13 protein-coding genes and 1 tRNA gene are annotated in these 17,087 nt (G+C 65.6%); all 14 read right to left on the reverse strand.

Annotation, left to right across the window (positions count from 1 at the left end):
• Positions 1 to 74: 74 nt before the first annotated feature.
• The 14 genes from KCI33_RS05165 to KCI33_RS05230 all read right to left on the reverse strand — a co-directional run bounded on the left by KCI33_RS05165 (position 75) and on the right by KCI33_RS05230 (position 17,076).
• Positions 75 to 965: a DMT family transporter gene (locus KCI33_RS05165; protein ID WP_349252179.1), complete on the reverse strand. Its 891-nt coding sequence runs from the start codon at positions 963 to 965 to the stop codon at positions 75 to 77.
• Positions 966 to 993: 28 nt separating this feature from the next.
• The gene (locus KCI33_RS05170) at positions 994 to 1,707 is read right to left on the reverse strand and encodes a hypothetical protein (protein ID WP_212523699.1); all 714 of its coding nucleotides are present in this window, start codon (positions 1,705 to 1,707) and stop codon (positions 994 to 996) included.
• Between the two features lie 137 nt (positions 1,708 to 1,844).
• Positions 1,845 to 6,092 carry a DNA-directed RNA polymerase subunit beta' gene (rpoC, locus tag KCI33_RS05175; RefSeq protein ID WP_212523700.1) on the reverse strand — a complete coding sequence of 1,416 codons (4,248 nt, stop codon included), beginning with the start codon at positions 6,090 to 6,092 and terminating at the stop codon, positions 1,845 to 1,847.
• A 22-nt stretch (positions 6,093 to 6,114) separates the two neighbouring features.
• On the reverse strand, positions 6,115 to 6,897 hold the full coding sequence (locus tag KCI33_RS05180; RefSeq protein ID WP_349252180.1) for a sulfotransferase: 783 nt from the start codon (positions 6,895 to 6,897) through the stop codon (positions 6,115 to 6,117).
• Entirely contained in the window at positions 6,894 to 11,027 is a 4,134-nt protein-coding gene (rpoB, locus tag KCI33_RS05185; protein WP_212523702.1) for a DNA-directed RNA polymerase subunit beta, read from the reverse strand. The genes KCI33_RS05180 and rpoB overlap by 4 nt, the downstream gene beginning before the upstream one ends.
• A 240-nt stretch (positions 11,028 to 11,267) precedes the next feature.
• Entirely contained in the window at positions 11,268 to 11,648 is a 381-nt protein-coding gene (gene rplL, locus KCI33_RS05190; protein WP_212523703.1) for a 50S ribosomal protein L7/L12, read from the reverse strand.
• Between the two features lie 75 nt (positions 11,649 to 11,723).
• Positions 11,724 to 12,242 carry a 50S ribosomal protein L10 gene (gene rplJ / locus KCI33_RS05195; RefSeq protein WP_212523704.1) on the reverse strand — a complete coding sequence of 173 codons (519 nt, stop codon included), beginning with the start codon at positions 12,240 to 12,242 and terminating at the stop codon, positions 11,724 to 11,726.
• 239 nt (positions 12,243 to 12,481) lie between these two features.
• Positions 12,482 to 13,180 carry a 50S ribosomal protein L1 gene (gene rplA, locus KCI33_RS05200; RefSeq protein ID WP_212523705.1) on the reverse strand — a complete coding sequence of 233 codons (699 nt, stop codon included), beginning with the start codon at positions 13,178 to 13,180 and terminating at the stop codon, positions 12,482 to 12,484.
• Between the two features lie 2 nt (positions 13,181 to 13,182).
• Positions 13,183 to 13,608 (reverse strand): 50S ribosomal protein L11, encoded by a 426-nt coding sequence (gene rplK, locus KCI33_RS05205; RefSeq protein WP_212523706.1) that lies wholly within the window; start codon positions 13,606 to 13,608, stop codon positions 13,183 to 13,185.
• A gap of 105 nt (positions 13,609 to 13,713) precedes the next feature.
• Positions 13,714 to 14,247 carry a transcription termination/antitermination protein NusG gene (nusG, locus tag KCI33_RS05210; protein WP_212523707.1) on the reverse strand — a complete coding sequence of 178 codons (534 nt, stop codon included), beginning with the start codon at positions 14,245 to 14,247 and terminating at the stop codon, positions 13,714 to 13,716.
• Between the two features lie 189 nt (positions 14,248 to 14,436).
• Complete coding sequence (secE, locus tag KCI33_RS05215; RefSeq protein ID WP_212523708.1) at positions 14,437 to 14,634, reverse strand: preprotein translocase subunit SecE; 198 nt, start codon at positions 14,632 to 14,634, stop codon at positions 14,437 to 14,439.
• A gap of 124 nt (positions 14,635 to 14,758) precedes the next feature.
• Positions 14,759 to 14,834, reverse strand: a tRNA-Trp gene (locus KCI33_RS05220).
• Between the two features lie 386 nt (positions 14,835 to 15,220).
• A complete protein-coding gene (tuf, locus tag KCI33_RS05225; protein ID WP_212523696.1) occupies positions 15,221 to 16,396 on the reverse strand; it encodes an elongation factor Tu in 1,176 nt (391 codons plus the stop codon).
• 89 nt (positions 16,397 to 16,485) lie between these two features.
• Positions 16,486 to 17,076: a hypothetical protein gene (locus KCI33_RS05230; RefSeq protein WP_212523709.1), complete on the reverse strand. Its 591-nt coding sequence runs from the start codon at positions 17,074 to 17,076 to the stop codon at positions 16,486 to 16,488.
• Positions 17,077 to 17,087 lie beyond the last annotated feature (11 nt).

Consider the following 17,087-nt stretch of genomic DNA (forward strand, 5'->3'; position numbering starts at 1 on the left):
TTCAGACCGAAAGGCATGCCGCCCCGTGGTCCGAGTGGCCGTCGTATATGGAGAGTCGCGACCCTTGTCAACACTTAGCGGGCTGTTTCCGCCCGGCGACGCACCCGGCGCTCGCGATAGAGCGTGTAGATGCCGGTGGCCACGATCAGACCCGCGCCGACCAGGGTCAGCCCGCGGGGCCAGTCGCCGAAGACCACCAGCCCCAGGATAAGCGCCCAGACCAGGCTGGTGTAGCGGAACGGCGTGACCACCGCAATCTCGCCCACGCGCATGGTCATGATCGAGAAGATATAGCCGCCGACGATCAGAACCGCCGCCGCCAGCAGCAGCGCCGTCTCGCGTCGGCCGGGCATGACCCAGGTCTCGCCCAGGCTGCCCAGCCCCATGAAGGCCGTGACGGTGAACGCGGCCACGATCGCCACGCTCATCGAGCGCACGCCCGGCGACAGGCCGCGCGCCGACAGGTCGCGCACGGTCACGCAGGCCACCGTCAGCAGCACATAGACCGAATAGATGTTGAACCCCTCGGCGCCGGGGCGCACGATCAGCAGCACTCCGACGAAGCCGACCGCAATCGCCATCCAGCGCCGCCAGCCCACCGTCTCGCCCAGGAACAGCGCCCCGGCCAGGGTCATCGCCAGCGGCAGCGCCATCAGGATCGCCGTGGCATTGCCGAGCGGCATGTGGAACAGCGCCGTGATGAAGAAATACGCCGCCGCCGTCTCGGCCAGCGAGCGCAGGGCGACCAGCCCCCAGTCGCGCCGCCCGAAGCGGAAATCGAGACCGCCTGTCACCCGCGCGAGCAGCACCAGCAGGGGCAGCGTCACCACCCCGCGCAGGAACACCGCCTGGAAGAACGGGAGATGACCCGCCAGCGATTTCATGGAGGCGTCGTTCACCGTGAAGCTGGCCATCGCCAGCATCATCAGGACCGCGCCGCGGGTGTTGTCGCTCAGACGGCCCACGCCCCCTGCCCCTTCCGTCGCGGCGGCGTCAGCCGAATTTCACGAAAAGCTGGGCGTAGGGTTTCTTCAGCCCGCCGACCGACGCCAGCGCGGCCTTCAGGTCGTTCGCGCGCGCGGCGTCCTGAAGCGCCTGCACGCTCTGGCGCAGGCCGGCCACCAGGGGCGCGTAGGCCGGGTCGCCGGCTTCGGGCGCGGGATGGGCCTCGATCTCGTCCACCAGATAGGTCAGCACGGCCGCCTCCTCGCGCAGCGGGCCGAGCGCGGCCTCACCCATGGCGGCGTAATCCGTCATCAGGACATGCTCCATCCGGGCGTGGTAGGCGTTCATCCGGTCGGAGAAGCCCACGATGCCGTTGCGCAGGTGCAGCCCCCCCAGCGCCTCGCGCACCGCCTCCAGCGTGGCGTGCGCGGCCGGCAGGTCCCCGGCGGCGGTCTGCCCGGCGGCGGTATCGATCGTCGCGGCGACCGCGGCCAGCGTCCCGGCATAGGCGGGGTCGTCGGCATATTGCGGCGGCGGGCTCGCGGCCCAGTCGGCGGTCAGGCCGTCCCACTTCTGCGCGAAACCCGACAGCGCCTGAGCCGCAGGCTCGGGCTTGCCGGCATTGGTCTGGAATAGCGCCGCGCGGTAGCTGGCGTAGGCCCCGCGCAACTGGGTTTCGAAGTCGGCAAACGGGCCGGCAAAGGCCGCGAGCGGGGCAAGCAGCCCGGCGGCCAATGCGGGGACGAGGAAAATGCGTTTCATGAAAGTCTCCTGATCCGGGCCTGCGCCCGGCGGCGCGAGGGTGGCACGGCCGCAGAACCCGGGCAAGAGGCCGGCGCGCAAAAAAATGACCCCCCACCACTGGGGCGGGGGGCCGGACACCTTGTTGAAAAGGCGTCTTATTCTTCGCGGCTTTCCGGGGTGTCGACCAGGCCGAAATCCTCGTCGCCGCCAAGGATCTCGTCCTCCATCGGCGCCACCAGTGCGGCAGCGGCCTCGGCCTCGGCCTGACGGGCATCGATGACCTTCTGGTCGCGTTCGGCGGCGATGCGGCGCACGCGCTGCGTGGCCCCGCCGGTGCCCGCCGGGATCAGGCGGCCGACGATGACGTTCTCCTTGAGGCCCACCAGCTTGTCGCGCTTGCCCTGGACCGAGGCTTCGGTCAGCACGCGGGTGGTCTCCTGGAAGGACGCCGCCGAGATGAACGAGCGGGTCTGCAGCGAGGCCTTGGTGATGCCCAGCAGGATCGGCTCGCCGGTGGCCGGACGGCCGCCCTTGGCGATGGCCTTGTCGTTGGCGGCATCGAACTCGGCCTTGTCGACATGTTCGCCCTTGAGGAGCGTCGTGTCGCCGCTGTCGTCGATCTCCCATTTCTGCAGCATCTGGCGGACGATCACTTCGATATGCTTATCGTTGATCTTCACGCCCTGCAGCCGGTAGACGTCCTGGACCTCGTCGATCATGTAGTTGGCCAGCGCCTCGACACCCATGATCGACAGGATGTCATGCGGCGCGGGGTTGCCGTCCATGATGTAGTCGCCCTTCTGAACGAAGTCGCCTTCCTGCACCGGAATATGCTTGCCCTTGGGCACCATGTATTCCACCGGCTCCAGCGAGTCGTCGCTGGGCTCGATCGTGATGCGGCGCTTGTTCTTGTAGTCGCGACCGAAGCGGACATAGCCGTCGATCTCGGCGATGATGGCGTGATCCTTCGGACGGCGTGCCTCGAACAGTTCGGCCACCCGCGGCAGACCGCCGGTGATGTCCTTGGTCTTGGCGCCTTCGCGCGGGATACGGGCGACCACGTCGCCGGCCTTGATCTCCTGGCCGTCCTCGACCGACAGGATCGCGTCCACCGACATCGGGTAGGTGACCGGGTTGCCGGCCTCGTTGCGGACGGGCTCGCCGGATTCGGGATCAACGATGATGATCTCGGGCTTGAGGTCGCTGCCACGCGGAGCGGCGCGCCAGTCCGACACGATCTTCTGGGTCATGCCGGTGGCGTCGTCGGTATCCTCGCGCACGGAGATGCCCGAGACCAGATCGACGAACTTGGCGGTACCGGCCTTCTCGGCGATGATCGGCAGGGTGTAGGGGTCCCACTCGAACAGCTTGTCGCCGCGCTTGATCGTATCGCCGTCGGCGACATGCACCTTGGTGCCGTAGCCGAGCTTGTGGCTGGCCCGTTCCACGCCGTTCTCGTCGATGATCGCGAGCGACATGTTGCGGCCCATGACGATCATCTCGCCGGCGGCGTTTTCCAGAAGGTTGGAGTTGCGGAACTCGACCTTGCCTTCCTGGCTGGCTTCCTGGAAGGACTGCTGGCCGCCCTGGGCGATGCCGCCGATGTGGAAGGTCCGCATCGTCAGCTGGGTGCCCGGCTCGCCGATCGACTGGGCCGCGATGATGCCCACGGCTTCGCCCACGTTGACCATGGTGCCGCGCGCGAGGTCGCGGCCATAGCACATGGCGCAGACGCCTTCCTCTGCCTCGCAGGTCAGGGGCGAGCGGATGCGCACCGTGGCAAGACCCGCCTGCTCGATCGCATCGGCCTTGCGCTCGTCGATCAGCTCGTTGCGGCTGACGATCACCTCGTCGGTGCCGGGGCGCAGCACGTCCTCGGCGGCGACGCGGCCCAGCAGGCGCTCGCCAAGCGAGGCCACCACTTCGCCGTCGTTCACCGCCGCTTCGGCGGTGATGGCGTTGTCGGTGCCGCAATCCTTCAGGCGCACGATGCAGTCCTGGGCGACGTCCACCAGGCGGCGGGTCAGGTAGCCCGAGTTCGCCGTCTTCAGAGCGGTGTCGGCCAGACCCTTCCGGGCGCCGTGGGTCGAGTTGAAGTATTCAAGAACGGTCAGGCCTTCCTTGAAGTTCGAGATGATCGGCGTCTCGATGATCTCGCCCGAGGGCTTGGCCATCAGGCCACGCATGCCGCCCAGCTGCTTCATCTGGGCCGGCGAACCCCGCGCGCCCGAGTGGCTCATCATGTAGACGCTGTTGGGCTCCTTCTCGGCGCCGGCGTCGTCCACGCGCACGGCCGAGATTTCCTCCATCATCGCCGCGGCCACCTGGTCGGAGCATTTCGACCAGGCGTCGACCACCTTGTTGTACTTTTCGCCCTGGGTAATCAGGCCGTCCATGTACTGCTGCTCGAACTCCTTGACCTGTTCGCGCACGCCGTCGACGATCGTCCATTTCTGCTCGGGGATCAGCATGTCGTCCTTGCCGAACGAAATGCCGGCCTTGAACGCCTCGGTGAAGCCCATGCGCATGATCTGGTCGCAGAAAATGACCGACTCCTTCTGGCCGCAATAGCGGTAGACGGTGTCGATGACCTGCTGCACCTCTTTCTTGCGCAGCAGCCGGTTGACCAGGTCGAACGGCGCCTTGGCGTTGAGCGGCAGCAGGTTGCCCAGCCGCACCCGGCCCGGCGTGGTCGCGTAGCGCTTGTAGACCTCGTTGCCCTGCTCGTCGATCTGCTTGATGCGGGCCTGGATCGAGGCGTGCAGATGCACTTCGCCGGCGTTCAGGGCATGTTCGATCTCTTCGATCGACGAGAACACCATGCCCTCGCCCTTCATGCCCTTGCGCTCCATCGTGATGTAGTAGAGACCCAGGATCATGTCCTGCGACGGCACGATGATCGGCGCGCCGTTGGCCGGCGACAGAACGTTGTTCGTCGACATCATCAGAACGCGCGCTTCGAGCTGGGCCTCGAGGCTCAGCGGAACGTGCACGGCCATCTGGTCGCCGTCGAAGTCGGCGTTGAACGCCGAGCAGACCAGCGGGTGCAGCTGGATCGCCTTGCCCTCGATCAGCGTGGGCTCGAACGCCTGGATGCCCAGACGGTGCAGCGTCGGCGCCCGGTTCAGCATCACGGGATGTTCGCGGATCACCTCGTCCAGGATGTCCCAGACCTCGGGGCGCTCCTTCTCGACCAGCTTCTTCGCCTGTTTCACGGTGCTGGACAGGCCCTTGGCCTCGAGCCGCGAGTAGATGAACGGCTTGAACAGCTCCAGCGCCATCTTCTTGGGCAGGCCGCACTGGTGCAGCTTCAGCTCGGGGCCGGTCACGATGACCGAACGGCCGGAGAAGTCCACCCGCTTACCCAGCAGGTTCTGGCGGAAGCGGCCCTGCTTGCCCTTCAGCATGTCGCTGAGCGATTTCAGCGGGCGCTTGTTGGCGCCGGTGATCACGCGGCCGCGGCGGCCGTTGTCGAACAGCGCATCGACCGATTCCTGCAGCATCCGCTTTTCGTTGCGGACGATGATGTCGGGCGCGCGCAGCTCGATCAGGCGCTTGAGGCGGTTGTTCCGGTTGATCACCCGGCGATAGAGGTCGTTCAGGTCCGAGGTCGCGAAGCGACCGCCATCGAGCGGCACCAGCGGGCGCAGTTCCGGCGGGATGACCGGGATCACGGTCATGATCATCCACTCGGGGCGGTTGCCCGATTCCAGGAAGCTCTCAACCACCTTCAGGCGCTTGATGATCTTCTTGGGTTTCAGCTCGCCGGTGGCCTCCTTCAGCTCCTCGCGCAGGCGCTCGGCCTCGGCCTCCAGGTCGATCTGGGACAGCATCTCGCGGATCGCCTCGGCGCCGATCCCGGCGGTGAAAGCGTCGGCACCGAACTGGTCCTGGGCGTCGAGGAACTCTTCCTCGGTCATCATCTGGCCGTAGGTCAGGTCGGTCAGACCGGGCTCGATCACCACGTAGTTCTCGAAATAGAGAACGCGCTCAAGATCGCGCAGGGTCATGTCCAGCATCAGGCCGATGCGGGAGGGCAGCGATTTCAGGAACCAGATATGTGCGACCGGCGCGGCCAGCTCGATATGGCCCATGCGTTCGCGGCGCACCTTCTGCAGCGTCACCTCGACGCCGCATTTCTCGCAGACGACGCCGCGATACTTCATGCGCTTGTACTTGCCGCAGAGGCACTCGTAATCCTTGATCGGGCCGAAGATCCGCGCGCAGAACAGGCCGTCGCGCTCGGGCTTGAAGGTCCGGTAGTTGATGGTCTCGGGCTTCTTGATTTCGCCGTAAGACCAGCTGAGAATCCGCTCGGGCGAGGCCAGCGAGACCTTGATTTCGTCGAACTGCTTGGGCGAGGCCAGCGGGTTGAACGGGTTGGTCGTCAGTTCCTGGTTCATGATCGTTCCTTTCCTGAGCGTCTCAGGCAAAACTCTGTTCCTGGGCGGCGGCCGCGCGCAGCAGCCGCCGGTAGGTTTTGAAATCCGCTTTCTCGGCCACGGCCTTTCGCAGGGCGGGATTGACCCGCGCCGGCGGCGTCAGGCTGATCTCGGCATCGCGCTGGTCGCTCTTCGGCGCCTCGACCCCGAGGAAGGCATAGAGCCGCGGCAGGCTGTTGCCCTCGACCATCAGCTCCTGAAAGCAGAAGATGCCGACCTGATCGGGGCGCTTTTCCAGCGCGCCCTCGGTGCGGCGCAGGCTTTCGTTCCATTCCTCGATCGCGGCCAGATAGCCGCGCTCCTGCGCCCAGCCGTCCTCCGGATCGCCGGCCCGGCGCTCGAAGCTTTCGGCGACCGAGAACGGCTCGCGCAGGGTGTAGACCACCCTGGCCTCGGGGAACGCCCGGAACAGCGCCTTGTAGCGGTCGGAGAGCTGCGGGATCTTGTCGCCCACCACGCGCGCCGTTCCGATCTTGCGGGCGTGGAACGCCCGGAAGCCGGTCAGTTCGTCGTAATGGGTGTCCTCCGGCCGCACGTCCAGGAACCGCTCGGGCTGGAAATGCTCGGGCGCCAGCTCGCGGCGGCGATGCACCTTGGCGAAGCGTTCGAAGCCGATGCAGATCTCCGGGTGCTTGTTCAGAAGGCGGGTCAACGCTGTCGTCCCGCTTCTGGAGCACCCGGTGACAAAGGCAAAGCGCTGCCCCCCTTCGATGGGGGGCAGTGCCGACTGAGCCGCCGAGATATCAATCTCAGACATGAAGCTCATTCGTCCTCCGCATCCAGCAGCTCCATGTTCAGGCCGAGGCCACGGACCTCTTTGACCAGAACGTTGAACGATTCCGGCACGCCGGCCTCGAAGTTGTCCTCGCCCTTGACGATCGACTCGTAGACCTTGGTGCGGCCTGCCACGTCGTCCGACTTGACGGTGAGCATCTCCTGCAGCGTGTAGGCCGCGCCGTAGGCTTCCAGGGCCCAGACCTCCATCTCGCCGAAACGCTGGCCGCCGAACTGCGCCTTGCCGCCCAGCGGCTGCTGGGTGACCAGCGAGTAGGGGCCGGTCGAACGGGCGTGGATCTTGTCGTCCACCAGGTGATGCAGCTTCAGCAGGTATTTCACACCCACCGTGACCGGGCGCGCGAACTGCTCGCCGGTGCGGCCGTCATAGAGGATCGACTGGCCCGAGGTGTCGAACCCGGCGCGCGTCAGCGCATCGTTCACATCGGCCTCCTTGGCGCCGTCGAAGACCGGGGTCGCGATCGGCACGCCACGGGTGACGTTGCCTGCGGCCTCAATCAGCTGGTCCTCGCCCATGCCGGCCAGGGCGTCCTCGTAGACCTCGTCGCCATAGGCGATGCGCATGGCTTCGCGCACCGGCGTCAGGTCGCCCGAGCGGCGGTATTCCTGCAGCGCGTCGTCGATCTTGATCCCGAGGCCGCGCGCGGCCCAGCCCATGTGGGTTTCGAGGATCTGGCCGACGTTCATCCGCGAGGGCACGCCCAGCGGGTTGAGGCAGAAATCGACCGGCGTGCCGTCGGCGAGGAAGGGCATGTCCTCCATCGGAACGACGCGCGAGATGACACCCTTGTTGCCGTGACGGCCGGCCATCTTGTCGCCCGGCTGAAGCTTGCGCTTCACCGCGATGAAGACCTTGACCATCTTCATCACGCCCGGCGGCAGGTCGTCGCCGCGGCGGACCTTCTCGACCTTGTCCTCGAAGCGGGCCTCCAGCGCGCGCTTCTGCGCCTCGTACTGGTCGTGCAGGGCCTCGACGATCTTCGCGTCGTCCTCGTCCTCCAGCGCCAGCTGCCACCACAGGCTGCGGCCGAGCGTATCGAGCAGTTCCTCGGTGATCTCGGACTTGGGCTTGACGCCCTTCGGGCCTTTCACGGCCACCTTGCCCAGGATCATCGACTTGAGACGGGCGTAGATGTTGCGGTCCAGGATCGCCAGCTCGTCGTCACGGTCGCGCGCCAGACGCTCGACCTCTTCGCGCTCGATCTGCAGGGCGCGCTCGTCCTTTTCCACGCCGTGGCGGTTGAAGACGCGCACCTCGACCACGGTGCCGAAATCGCCCGGCTTCACCCGCAGCGAGGTGTCGCGGACGTCCGAGGCCTTCTCGCCGAAGATCGCGCGGAGCAGTTTCTCCTCCGGGGTCATCGGGGATTCGCCCTTGGGCGTGATCTTGCCCACGAGGATATCGCCCGGCTGCACCTCGGCGCCGATATAGACGATGCCCGCCTCGTCGAGGTTGCGCAGCGCTTCCTCGCCGACGTTGGGGATGTCGCGGGTGATCTCTTCCGGCCCGAGCTTGGTGTCGCGGGCGGCGACCTCGAATTCCTCGATATGGATCGAGGTGAACACGTCATCGCGCGCGATGCGCTCCGAGATCAGGATCGAGTCCTCGTAGTTGTAGCCGTTCCAGGGCATGAACGCGACGATGACGTTCTTGCCGAGCGCCAGTTCCCCCATGTCGGTCGACGGGCCGTCGGCGATCACCTCGTTCTTGCCCACCAGGTCACCCACCTTCACCAGCGGACGCTGGTTGATGCAGGTGTTCTGGTTCGACCGCTGGAACTTGCGCAGACGGTAGATGTCGACGCCCGGATCGCCGGGTTCGAGATCCTCCGTGGCGCGCACCACGATCCGGGTCGCGTCGACCTGGTCGATCACGCCGCCGCGCTTGGCCATGATGGCCGCGCCCGAGTCACGCGCGACGACACGCTCGATGCCGGTGCCCACGAAGGGGGCATCGGCCTGCAGCAGCGGCACCGCCTGGCGCTGCATGTTCGAGCCCATCAGCGCGCGGTTGGCGTCGTCGTTTTCCAGGAACGGAATCAGCGAGGCCGCGACCGAGACCAGCTGCTTCGGCGACACGTCGATCAGATCGACGCTTTCGCGCGGGGCCAGCATGTATTCGCCGGACTGGCGGGTCGAGACCAGCTCGTTCTGGAACTTGCCCTCGGCATCGAGCTGGGCGTTGGCCTGCGCCACGGTATGGCGCATCTCCTCGGTCGCCGACATGTATTGCACGTCGTCGGTGACCTTGCCGTCCACCACCTTGCGGTAGGGGGTCTCGATAAAGCCGTACTTGTTCACGCGGGCATAGGTGGCCAGCGAGTTGATCAGGCCGATGTTCGGGCCTTCCGGCGTCTCGATCGGGCACATCCGGCCGTAATGGGTCGGGTGCACGTCGCGCACCTCGAAGCCGGCGCGCTCACGCGTCAGGCCGCCCGGGCCGAGCGCCGACAGGCGGCGCTTGTGGGTGACTTCCGACAGCGGGTTGGTCTGGTCCATGAACTGCGACAGCTGCGAGGAGCCGAAGAATTCGCGCACCGCGGCCGCGGCCGGTTTCGCGTTGATCAGGTCCTGCGGCATGACCGTGTCGATCTCGACCGAGGACATGCGCTCCTTGATCGCGCGCTCCATGCGCAGCAGGCCGACGCGGTACTGGTTTTCCATCAGCTCGCCAACCGAGCGCACCCGGCGGTTGCCGAGGTGGTCGATGTCGTCGATATCGCCCTTGCCGTCACGCAGTTCGACCAGCGCCTTGATGCAGGCGACGATGTCCTCGCGGCGCAGCGTGCGCTGGGTGTCCGGCGCGTCCAGCGCCAGGCGCATGTTCATCTTGACCCGGCCCACGGCGCTGAGGTCGTAGCGCTCGGAATCGAAGAACAGCGTTTCGAACAACGCGGTGGCGGCATCCACGGTGGGCGGCTCGCCCGGACGCATGACGCGGTAAATGTCCATGAGCGCGGTGTCGCGGCCCATGTTCTTGTCCGCGGCCATGGTGTTGCGGATGTAGGGGCCGACATTGATGTTGTCGATGTCCAGCACCGGAACGTCGGTGATGCCGGCGTCCAGCAGATCCTTGAGAGTGCCGCCGGTCACCTCGCCGTCCTTGTCGACCTCCCAGGTCAGCTCGTCACCGGCCTCGACATAGATCGCGCCGGTTTCCTCGTTGATGATGTCCTTGGCGACGTAGCGGCCGACGATCTGGTCGAACGGCACCAGAAGCTCGGAGACCGAGCCTTCGTCGATCAGCTTCTTGACGGCGCGCGGTGTGACCTTCTTGCCGGCCTCGCAGATGATCTCGCCGGTGGCGGCGTCCACCAGATCGAAGGTCGGCCGGGTGCCGCGCACGCGCTCGGGGAAGAACTTGGTGACCCAACCCTTGTTCTTCTCGAGCTTGTAGTTGACCGTTTGGTAATAGGCGTCGCAGATGCCTTCCTGGTCCAGGCCCAGGGCATAGAGCAGCGTCGTCACCGGCAGCTTGCGGCGGCGGTCGATGCGCGCGAACACGATGTCCTTGGCGTCGAATTCGAAGTCCAGCCACGAGCCGCGATAGGGGATGATGCGGCAGGCAAACAGCAGCTTGCCCGAGCTGTGCGTCTTGCCCTTGTCATGGTCGAAGAACACGCCCGGCGAGCGGTGCATCTGCGACACGATCACGCGCTCGGTGCCGTTCACGATGAACGTGCCGTTCTGCGTCATGAGCGGCATGTCGCCCATGAACACATCCTGTTCCTTGATGTCCTTCACCGACTTGGCGCCGGTGTCCTCGTCCACATCGAAGACGATCAGGCGCAGGGTGACCTTCAGCGGGGCGCTGTAGGTCATGTCGCGCTGCTGGCATTCCTCGACGTCGTATTTCGGCTTTTCCAGCTCGTAACGGACGAATTCCAGCACGGCCGTCTCGTTGAAATCCTTGATCGGGAAGACCGACTGGAACACGCCCATGATGCCCTCGCCGTCCTCCGGCTCGGGCTGGTCGCCGGATTTCAGGAAGAGGTCATACGAGGATTTCTGGACCTCGATGAGGTTCGGCATCTCCAGGACTTCGCGGATCTTGCCGTAGAATTTGCGGATGCGTTTCTGGCCAACATACGTCTGCGCCATGTGCGTCATAACCTTTCGTCTTTTGCGTCGCGCCAGCCGTCGGGCCCCGGCTGCGCACCGCTCACGAATGAAGGGAGTCAGGTTCCATTCCTGCGTGCCGTCCCACCGGCCGCTCCCGAACCTTGAACCGCGCCTTAGAAAGGGCTCTCGCGGCAAGCCCTTTCTAAGACAGGTTCGGCTGGGCCCGGAGTTTGTCCGGACCCAGCCCATTTTTCAACCGACGGCTGTTGCCGCGGCCAATTACTTGAGCTCGACTTCAGCGCCAGCTTCTTCGAGCTTCTTCTTGATCTCTTCGGCTTCGTCCTTCGAGACCTGCTCCTTGACAGCCTTGCCGCCGGCTTCCACCAGCTCTTTGGCTTCTTTCAGGCCCAGGCCGGTGATGGCGCGGACTTCCTTGATCACGTTGATCTTCTTGTCGCCAGCCGACTTCAGGATCACGTCGAATTCGGTCTGCTCCTCGGCGGCGGCGGCATCGCCACCGGCAGCCGGGCCAGCCATCATCACGGCGCCGCCGGCGGCGGGCTCGATGCCGTACTCATCCTTCAGGATGGTTTTCAGTTCTTGTGCTTCCAGCAGGGTCAGACCGACGATCTCTTCTGCCAGTTTTTTCAGATCAGCCATTTCACTGTTTCCGTTCTATTCAGATGTGTTCCAACGCGGGGGCAGTTGAAAACCCCACGCGGGACGTCAGATTGCTCAAGCGGCTTCCGCGCGCTCCTCGATGGTCGAGAGGATGCTTGCGATGTTCGATGCAGGCGCGCCAATCGCACCGGCGATGTTCGAAGCGGGTGCGCCGATGCAACCGACGATCGAGGCAATGAGTTCCTCGCGCGACGGCATTTTCGACACGGCTTCGACACCGGCCCGGTTCAAGAACGTCTCGCCCATGGCGCCGCCGAGGATCTCGAACTTCGAGTTATCCTTGGCGAAACCCTCGGCGACCTTGGCAGCTGCCACGGGGTCTTCCGAGTAGGACAGGACGGTCATGCCCGTCAGCAGGTCAGCGATGCTTTCGCAGGGCTTCCCTTCCAGGGCGATCTTGGCGAGCCTGTTCTTGGCAACACGCACAGACCCGCCCGCTTCGCGCATGCGCGCGCGCAGATCCTGCATCTCGGCAACCGTAAGACCCGCGTAGTGTGCAACCACAACCACGCCAGAGCTTTCGAAGATCTGGCCGAGTTCCTCGACCACTTTCTCTTTCTGGGCTCTATCCACAGTTTCACTCCAAGTATGGAGGGCTTGCGCCCCCCGGCTCATATTTGCAGGGCTTGCGCCCTGCGTTCGGGTCCGTAAGGGTCCCGAGGCCACGATCGCCCGAGGGAAGCTCCCCCAGAGAAATGCGTCTCGTTCCCCATCTCAGGAAGGACATTAAGCCCCGAGGGGCACCCTCCGTCTCGGACAGGACGGGGCGTTGCCGCCCCGCCGTTCGCCGGGTCTCTCGACCCGGAGAATTCTCAGTTGCCGGTCGCGCTGTCGACCGCCACGGACACGCCGGGGCCCATGGTGGAGCTCAGCGAGACCTTTTTCATGTAGGCGCCTTTCGCCCCCGAGGGCTTGGCCTTCTGAACGGCGTCCACGAAGGCGCGCACGTTCTCGACCAGCTTGGCCTCGTCGAACGAGACCTTGCCGACGCCGGCATGCACCACGCCAGCCTTCTCGGCGCGGAACTGAACCTCACCGCCCTTGGCGGCCTCGACAGCGGCTTTCACGTCCATGGTGACGGTGCCAACTTTCGGGTTCGGCATCAGGTTGCGCGGGCCCAGGATCTTACCCAGGCGGCCGACGATCGGCATCATGTCCGGGGTCGCGATGCAGCGGTCGAACTCGATGGTGCCGCCCTGGATGGTTTCCATCAGGTCTTCGGCGCCGACGATATCGGCACCGGCCGCGGTGGCCTCGTCAGCCTTCGGGCCGCGCGCGAAAACCGCCACGCGCACCGTTTTGCCGGTGCCGTTGGGCAGGGTCACGACGCCGCGGACCATCTGATCGGCGTGGCGCGGATCGACGCCCAGGTTCAACGCGATCTCGACGGTCTCGTCGAATTTGGCCGAAGCATTGCCCTTGATCAGGGCGACGGCCTGTTCGACGCTCAGGTCTTCCTTGCCGGCGAAGGCTTCACGGGCGGCGCGGGTACGTTTTCCAAGCTTTGCCATGATCACTTCACCTCAATGCCCATCGAGCGGGCCGAGCCCAGGATGATCTGCATCGCCGCCTCGATATCGTTGGCGTTCAGATCCTTCATCTTCGCTTCGGCGATTTCCTTCACCTGCGCGACAGTCACCGAGCCCGCGGTCTCGCGGCCGGGGTTCTTGGAGCCGGATTTCAGCTTGGCCGCCTTCTTCAGGAAATAGGACGCCGGCGGCGTCTTGATGTCCATGGTGAAGGACTTGTCCTGGTAGTAGCTGATCACGGTCGGGCAGGGCGCACCGGGTTCCATGTCCTGCGTCTTGGCGTTGAACGCCTTGCAGAATTCCATGATGTTGATGCCGCGCTGACCCAGCGCCGGACCCACCGGCGGCGACGGGTTCGCCTGGCCGGCCTTCACTTGCAGCTTCAGGCTGCCTACGAGTTTCTTGGCCATGCGGCCTCTCCTTCTTTCAACACCCCCGCCGACGCGTCAGCGGGATCTTCGGTTGCGTGGTCCGGGGTGACGGGCGCGCCCGCCGTGCCTCCCACGTTTCACACATCAGGTCGCCTTGGTGACCTGCGTGAATTCCAACTCGACCGGGGTCGCCCGGCCAAAGATCGACACGGTCACCTTGAGGCGCTGGTTGTCGTCATCCACCTCTTCGACCATCCCGGCGAAGCCCTCGAAGGGTCCGTCGGTCACATTCACCTGCTCGCCCACCTCGTAGGTGATCAGCGAGCGCGGCGCCTCGACGCCTTCCTCGACGCGGTTGAGGATCTGGTTCACCTCATCGTCGCGCATCGGCATCGGCCGGCCCTGCGGGCCCAGAAAGCCGGTGACGCGGTTGATCGAGTTGATCAGGTGATAACCGCGGTCGGTCATCTCCATCCGCACCAGCACATAGCCGGGCATGAAGCGGCGCGGCACCGTCACCTTCTTGCCGCGGCGCACCTCGATCACTTCCTCCTCGGGCACGAGAACCTCTTCGATCTCGTCTTCGAGGCCGTTCTCGATGACGGCTGCCTTGATCTGCTCGGCGATCTTTTTCTCGAAATTCGAGAGCACGCTCACCGAATACCACCGCTTCGCCATCTTGCCCGTCACCTCGCATCGCCCGGCGAAATCGCCGAAACTTCAATTAGATCCAGCGGTTGCTCCGCTTTCCCCCTGGAACGAAAAACAGCGCGCAACCCGAATCGATGCACGCCGGTTTCGAAGGTAGCGCCCGCATTACAGGCCTTTCCCCCGGTTTTCAAGGCCGAAGCCCGCAAAACCCCCGGCTCAGCCGAACAGCCCAAGCAGCCCGTTCAGCCCGCTGCGGATCAGCAGATCGACCAGGAAAAAGAAGATCGACGTCACCGTCGCCATGACGAAGACCATCACGGTGGTCAGGAACACCTCGCGCCGCGTCGGCCAGGCCACCTTCGAGACCTCGGACCGCACCTGCTGGATGAACTGAAGCGGATTCGTCTTTACCATATTTCCTGACCTAGCTGCCTGCCAACGGCGCGGGAATACGCGCTTGCGGCGGAATTTACAAGGGCGCAGGCGCGCGCCGTCCGGCAGCCCGCGCGGCACGTCGCCACAAGTCCCGGAAAAGGCCTGGCAGGGGCGGAGGGGCTCGAACCCCCGACCCTCGGTTTTGGAGACCGATGCTCTACCAACTGAGCTACACCCCTAGGCCGTAGGGCGAGTTAAGGCAGTTGCGCGGCAAGATCAAGGGCCGTTTTCACCGCCGGGCCTCCATGGGCGAAAACGCCGGAGCCGGGCCACCCGCGCGCGCCTCCGGGCGCGGCGGGAACGGGCCCGATCGCCCCGGTCGCAGGCCGCGCCGGGAAGAGGAAGGGGCGATTCGCGCCGACGGCTCGAAAGGGCCTGCCCGGCGCCGCGCCGCGGGGGTCGCGGGGGCTTCGATCGGAAAGCGCGCGCTGGGGCCCTGCCGCCGGCGCCGCAGATCACCGATCCCGCGCGGATCGCCCGGGGCGGAGCGGCAGGAAATGCGGACGGGTCCGAAACAGAAAAGGCCGCCCCAGGGGGCGGCCTTTCCGATCCGGTGATCCGTGGATCACTCGATGATCTTCGACACGACGCCGGCGCCGACGGTGCGGCCGCCTTCGCGGATGGCGAAGCGCAGCTTCTCTTCCATCGCGATCGGCGCGATCAGCTCGACCTCGAACTTCAGGTTGTCGCCCGGCATCACCATCTCGGTGCCCTCGGGCAGGTGAACGGTGCCGGTCACGTCCGTGGTGCGGAAGTAGAACTGCGGACGGTAGTTCGCGAAGAACGGGGTGTGGCGGCCGCCCTCTTCCTTCGTCAGGATGTAGGCTTCGGCCTCGAACTTGGTGTGCGGCGTCACCGAGCCCGGCTTGCACAGCACCTGGCCACGCTCCACCTGGTCGCGGTCGATGCCGCGCAGCAGCGCGCCGATGTTGTCGCCCGCCTCGCCGCGGTCCAGCAGCTTGCGGAACATCTCGACGCCGGTGCAGGTCGTCGTCTGCGTGTCGCGGATGCCCACGATCTCGATCGTGTCGCCCACGTTGATCACGCCACGCTCCACACGGCCGGTCACAACCGTGCCGCGGCCCGAGATCGAGAACACGTCCTCGATCGGCATCAGGAACGGCTGGTCGATCGGGCGCTCGGGGGTCGGGATATACGCGTCAACCGCCGCCATCAGTTCGCGGATCTTGTTCTCGCCGATCTCCGGGTCACGCCCTTCCATCGCCGCCAGCGCCGAGCCGGAAACGATCGGAATGTCGTCGCCCGGGAAGTCGTAGGAGCTCAGCAGCTCGCGGATTTCCATCTCCACCAGCTCAAGCAGTTCCTCGTCGTCCACCTGGTCGACCTTGTTCATGAACACCACCAGCGCAGGAACGCCCACCTGGCGGGCCAGCAGGATGTGCTCGCGCGTCTGCGGCATCGGGCCGTCGGCCGCGTTCACCACCAGGATCGCGCCGTCCATCTGCGCAGCACCCGTGATCATGTTCTTCACGTAGTCGGCGTGGCCGGGGCAGTCCACGTGCGCGTAGTGGCGCGCGTCGGTCTCGTATTCCACGTGCGCCGTCGAGATCGTGATCCCGCGCGCCTTCTCTTCCGGCGCCCCGTCGATCTGGTCGTAGGCCTTGAAGTCGCCGAAATACTTCGTGATCGCTGCCGTCAGCGTCGTCTTGCCGTGGTCAACGTGGCCAATCGTGCCGATGTTAACGTGCGGTTTCGTACGCTCAAACTTTTCCTTAGCCATGGTCGAGGCGCCTCGTGGATTAGGGGGCCGGCATCGGCCCGATTCAACATCGCGCGCTCTCTATGCGTTGACGCGGCAGAAATCAAGCGTCAGTTGGCCCCGGAGGCCTCTGGCGGCGGCTCTGTGGCCTCGGCGCCCGCCTCGCCCGCGGCGAACCACGCGGCCCTGTTCTCGACCAGCCAGGCCTCGATCGCGCGGGCCGCGTTGCGGGCGAGGTTTCGCATCTGCTCCTCGCGGCTGGTGGTCAGACCCGAGCCGATCACCGTGTTGGCCGAGAGGCTCTCGAGCACGGTCATCTGTTTCGGCTTGTCGTTGAGCTTGCCGCCCGCGGCGTCGTCCCACAGGTTGACCGAGATCGCCATCGCCGATTTCGGCGAAACCACCACCGGCACGCCCGGCACCGCCAGCGCGTAGCCGTCGACGCTGACCGCGATGTGATAGAGCCGCGCGCCCTCGTGCCCGCCGAAGCGCGCCGCGATCTCCTCCTTCAGGACGGCTTCCCACTCCTCGGCGGTGGCGGCGCGGGTCGGCGGGATCTTCTGCGCGTTCTTCGCCACCACGATGGCATAGCCCAGCCGGAAATCGCCCAGATCGACCGCCGGTCGATCCTCTGCCTCGGGCAGCGTGCAGGCGGTCAGGGTCAGGGTCATCAGGCCGATCAGCAGGAAACGGCGCAGCATCGCGGGCTCCT

The organism is Actibacterium sp. MT2.3-13A (genome assembly GCF_018139985.1).
Taxonomy (GTDB): domain Bacteria; phylum Pseudomonadota; class Alphaproteobacteria; order Rhodobacterales; family Rhodobacteraceae; genus JAGSOU01.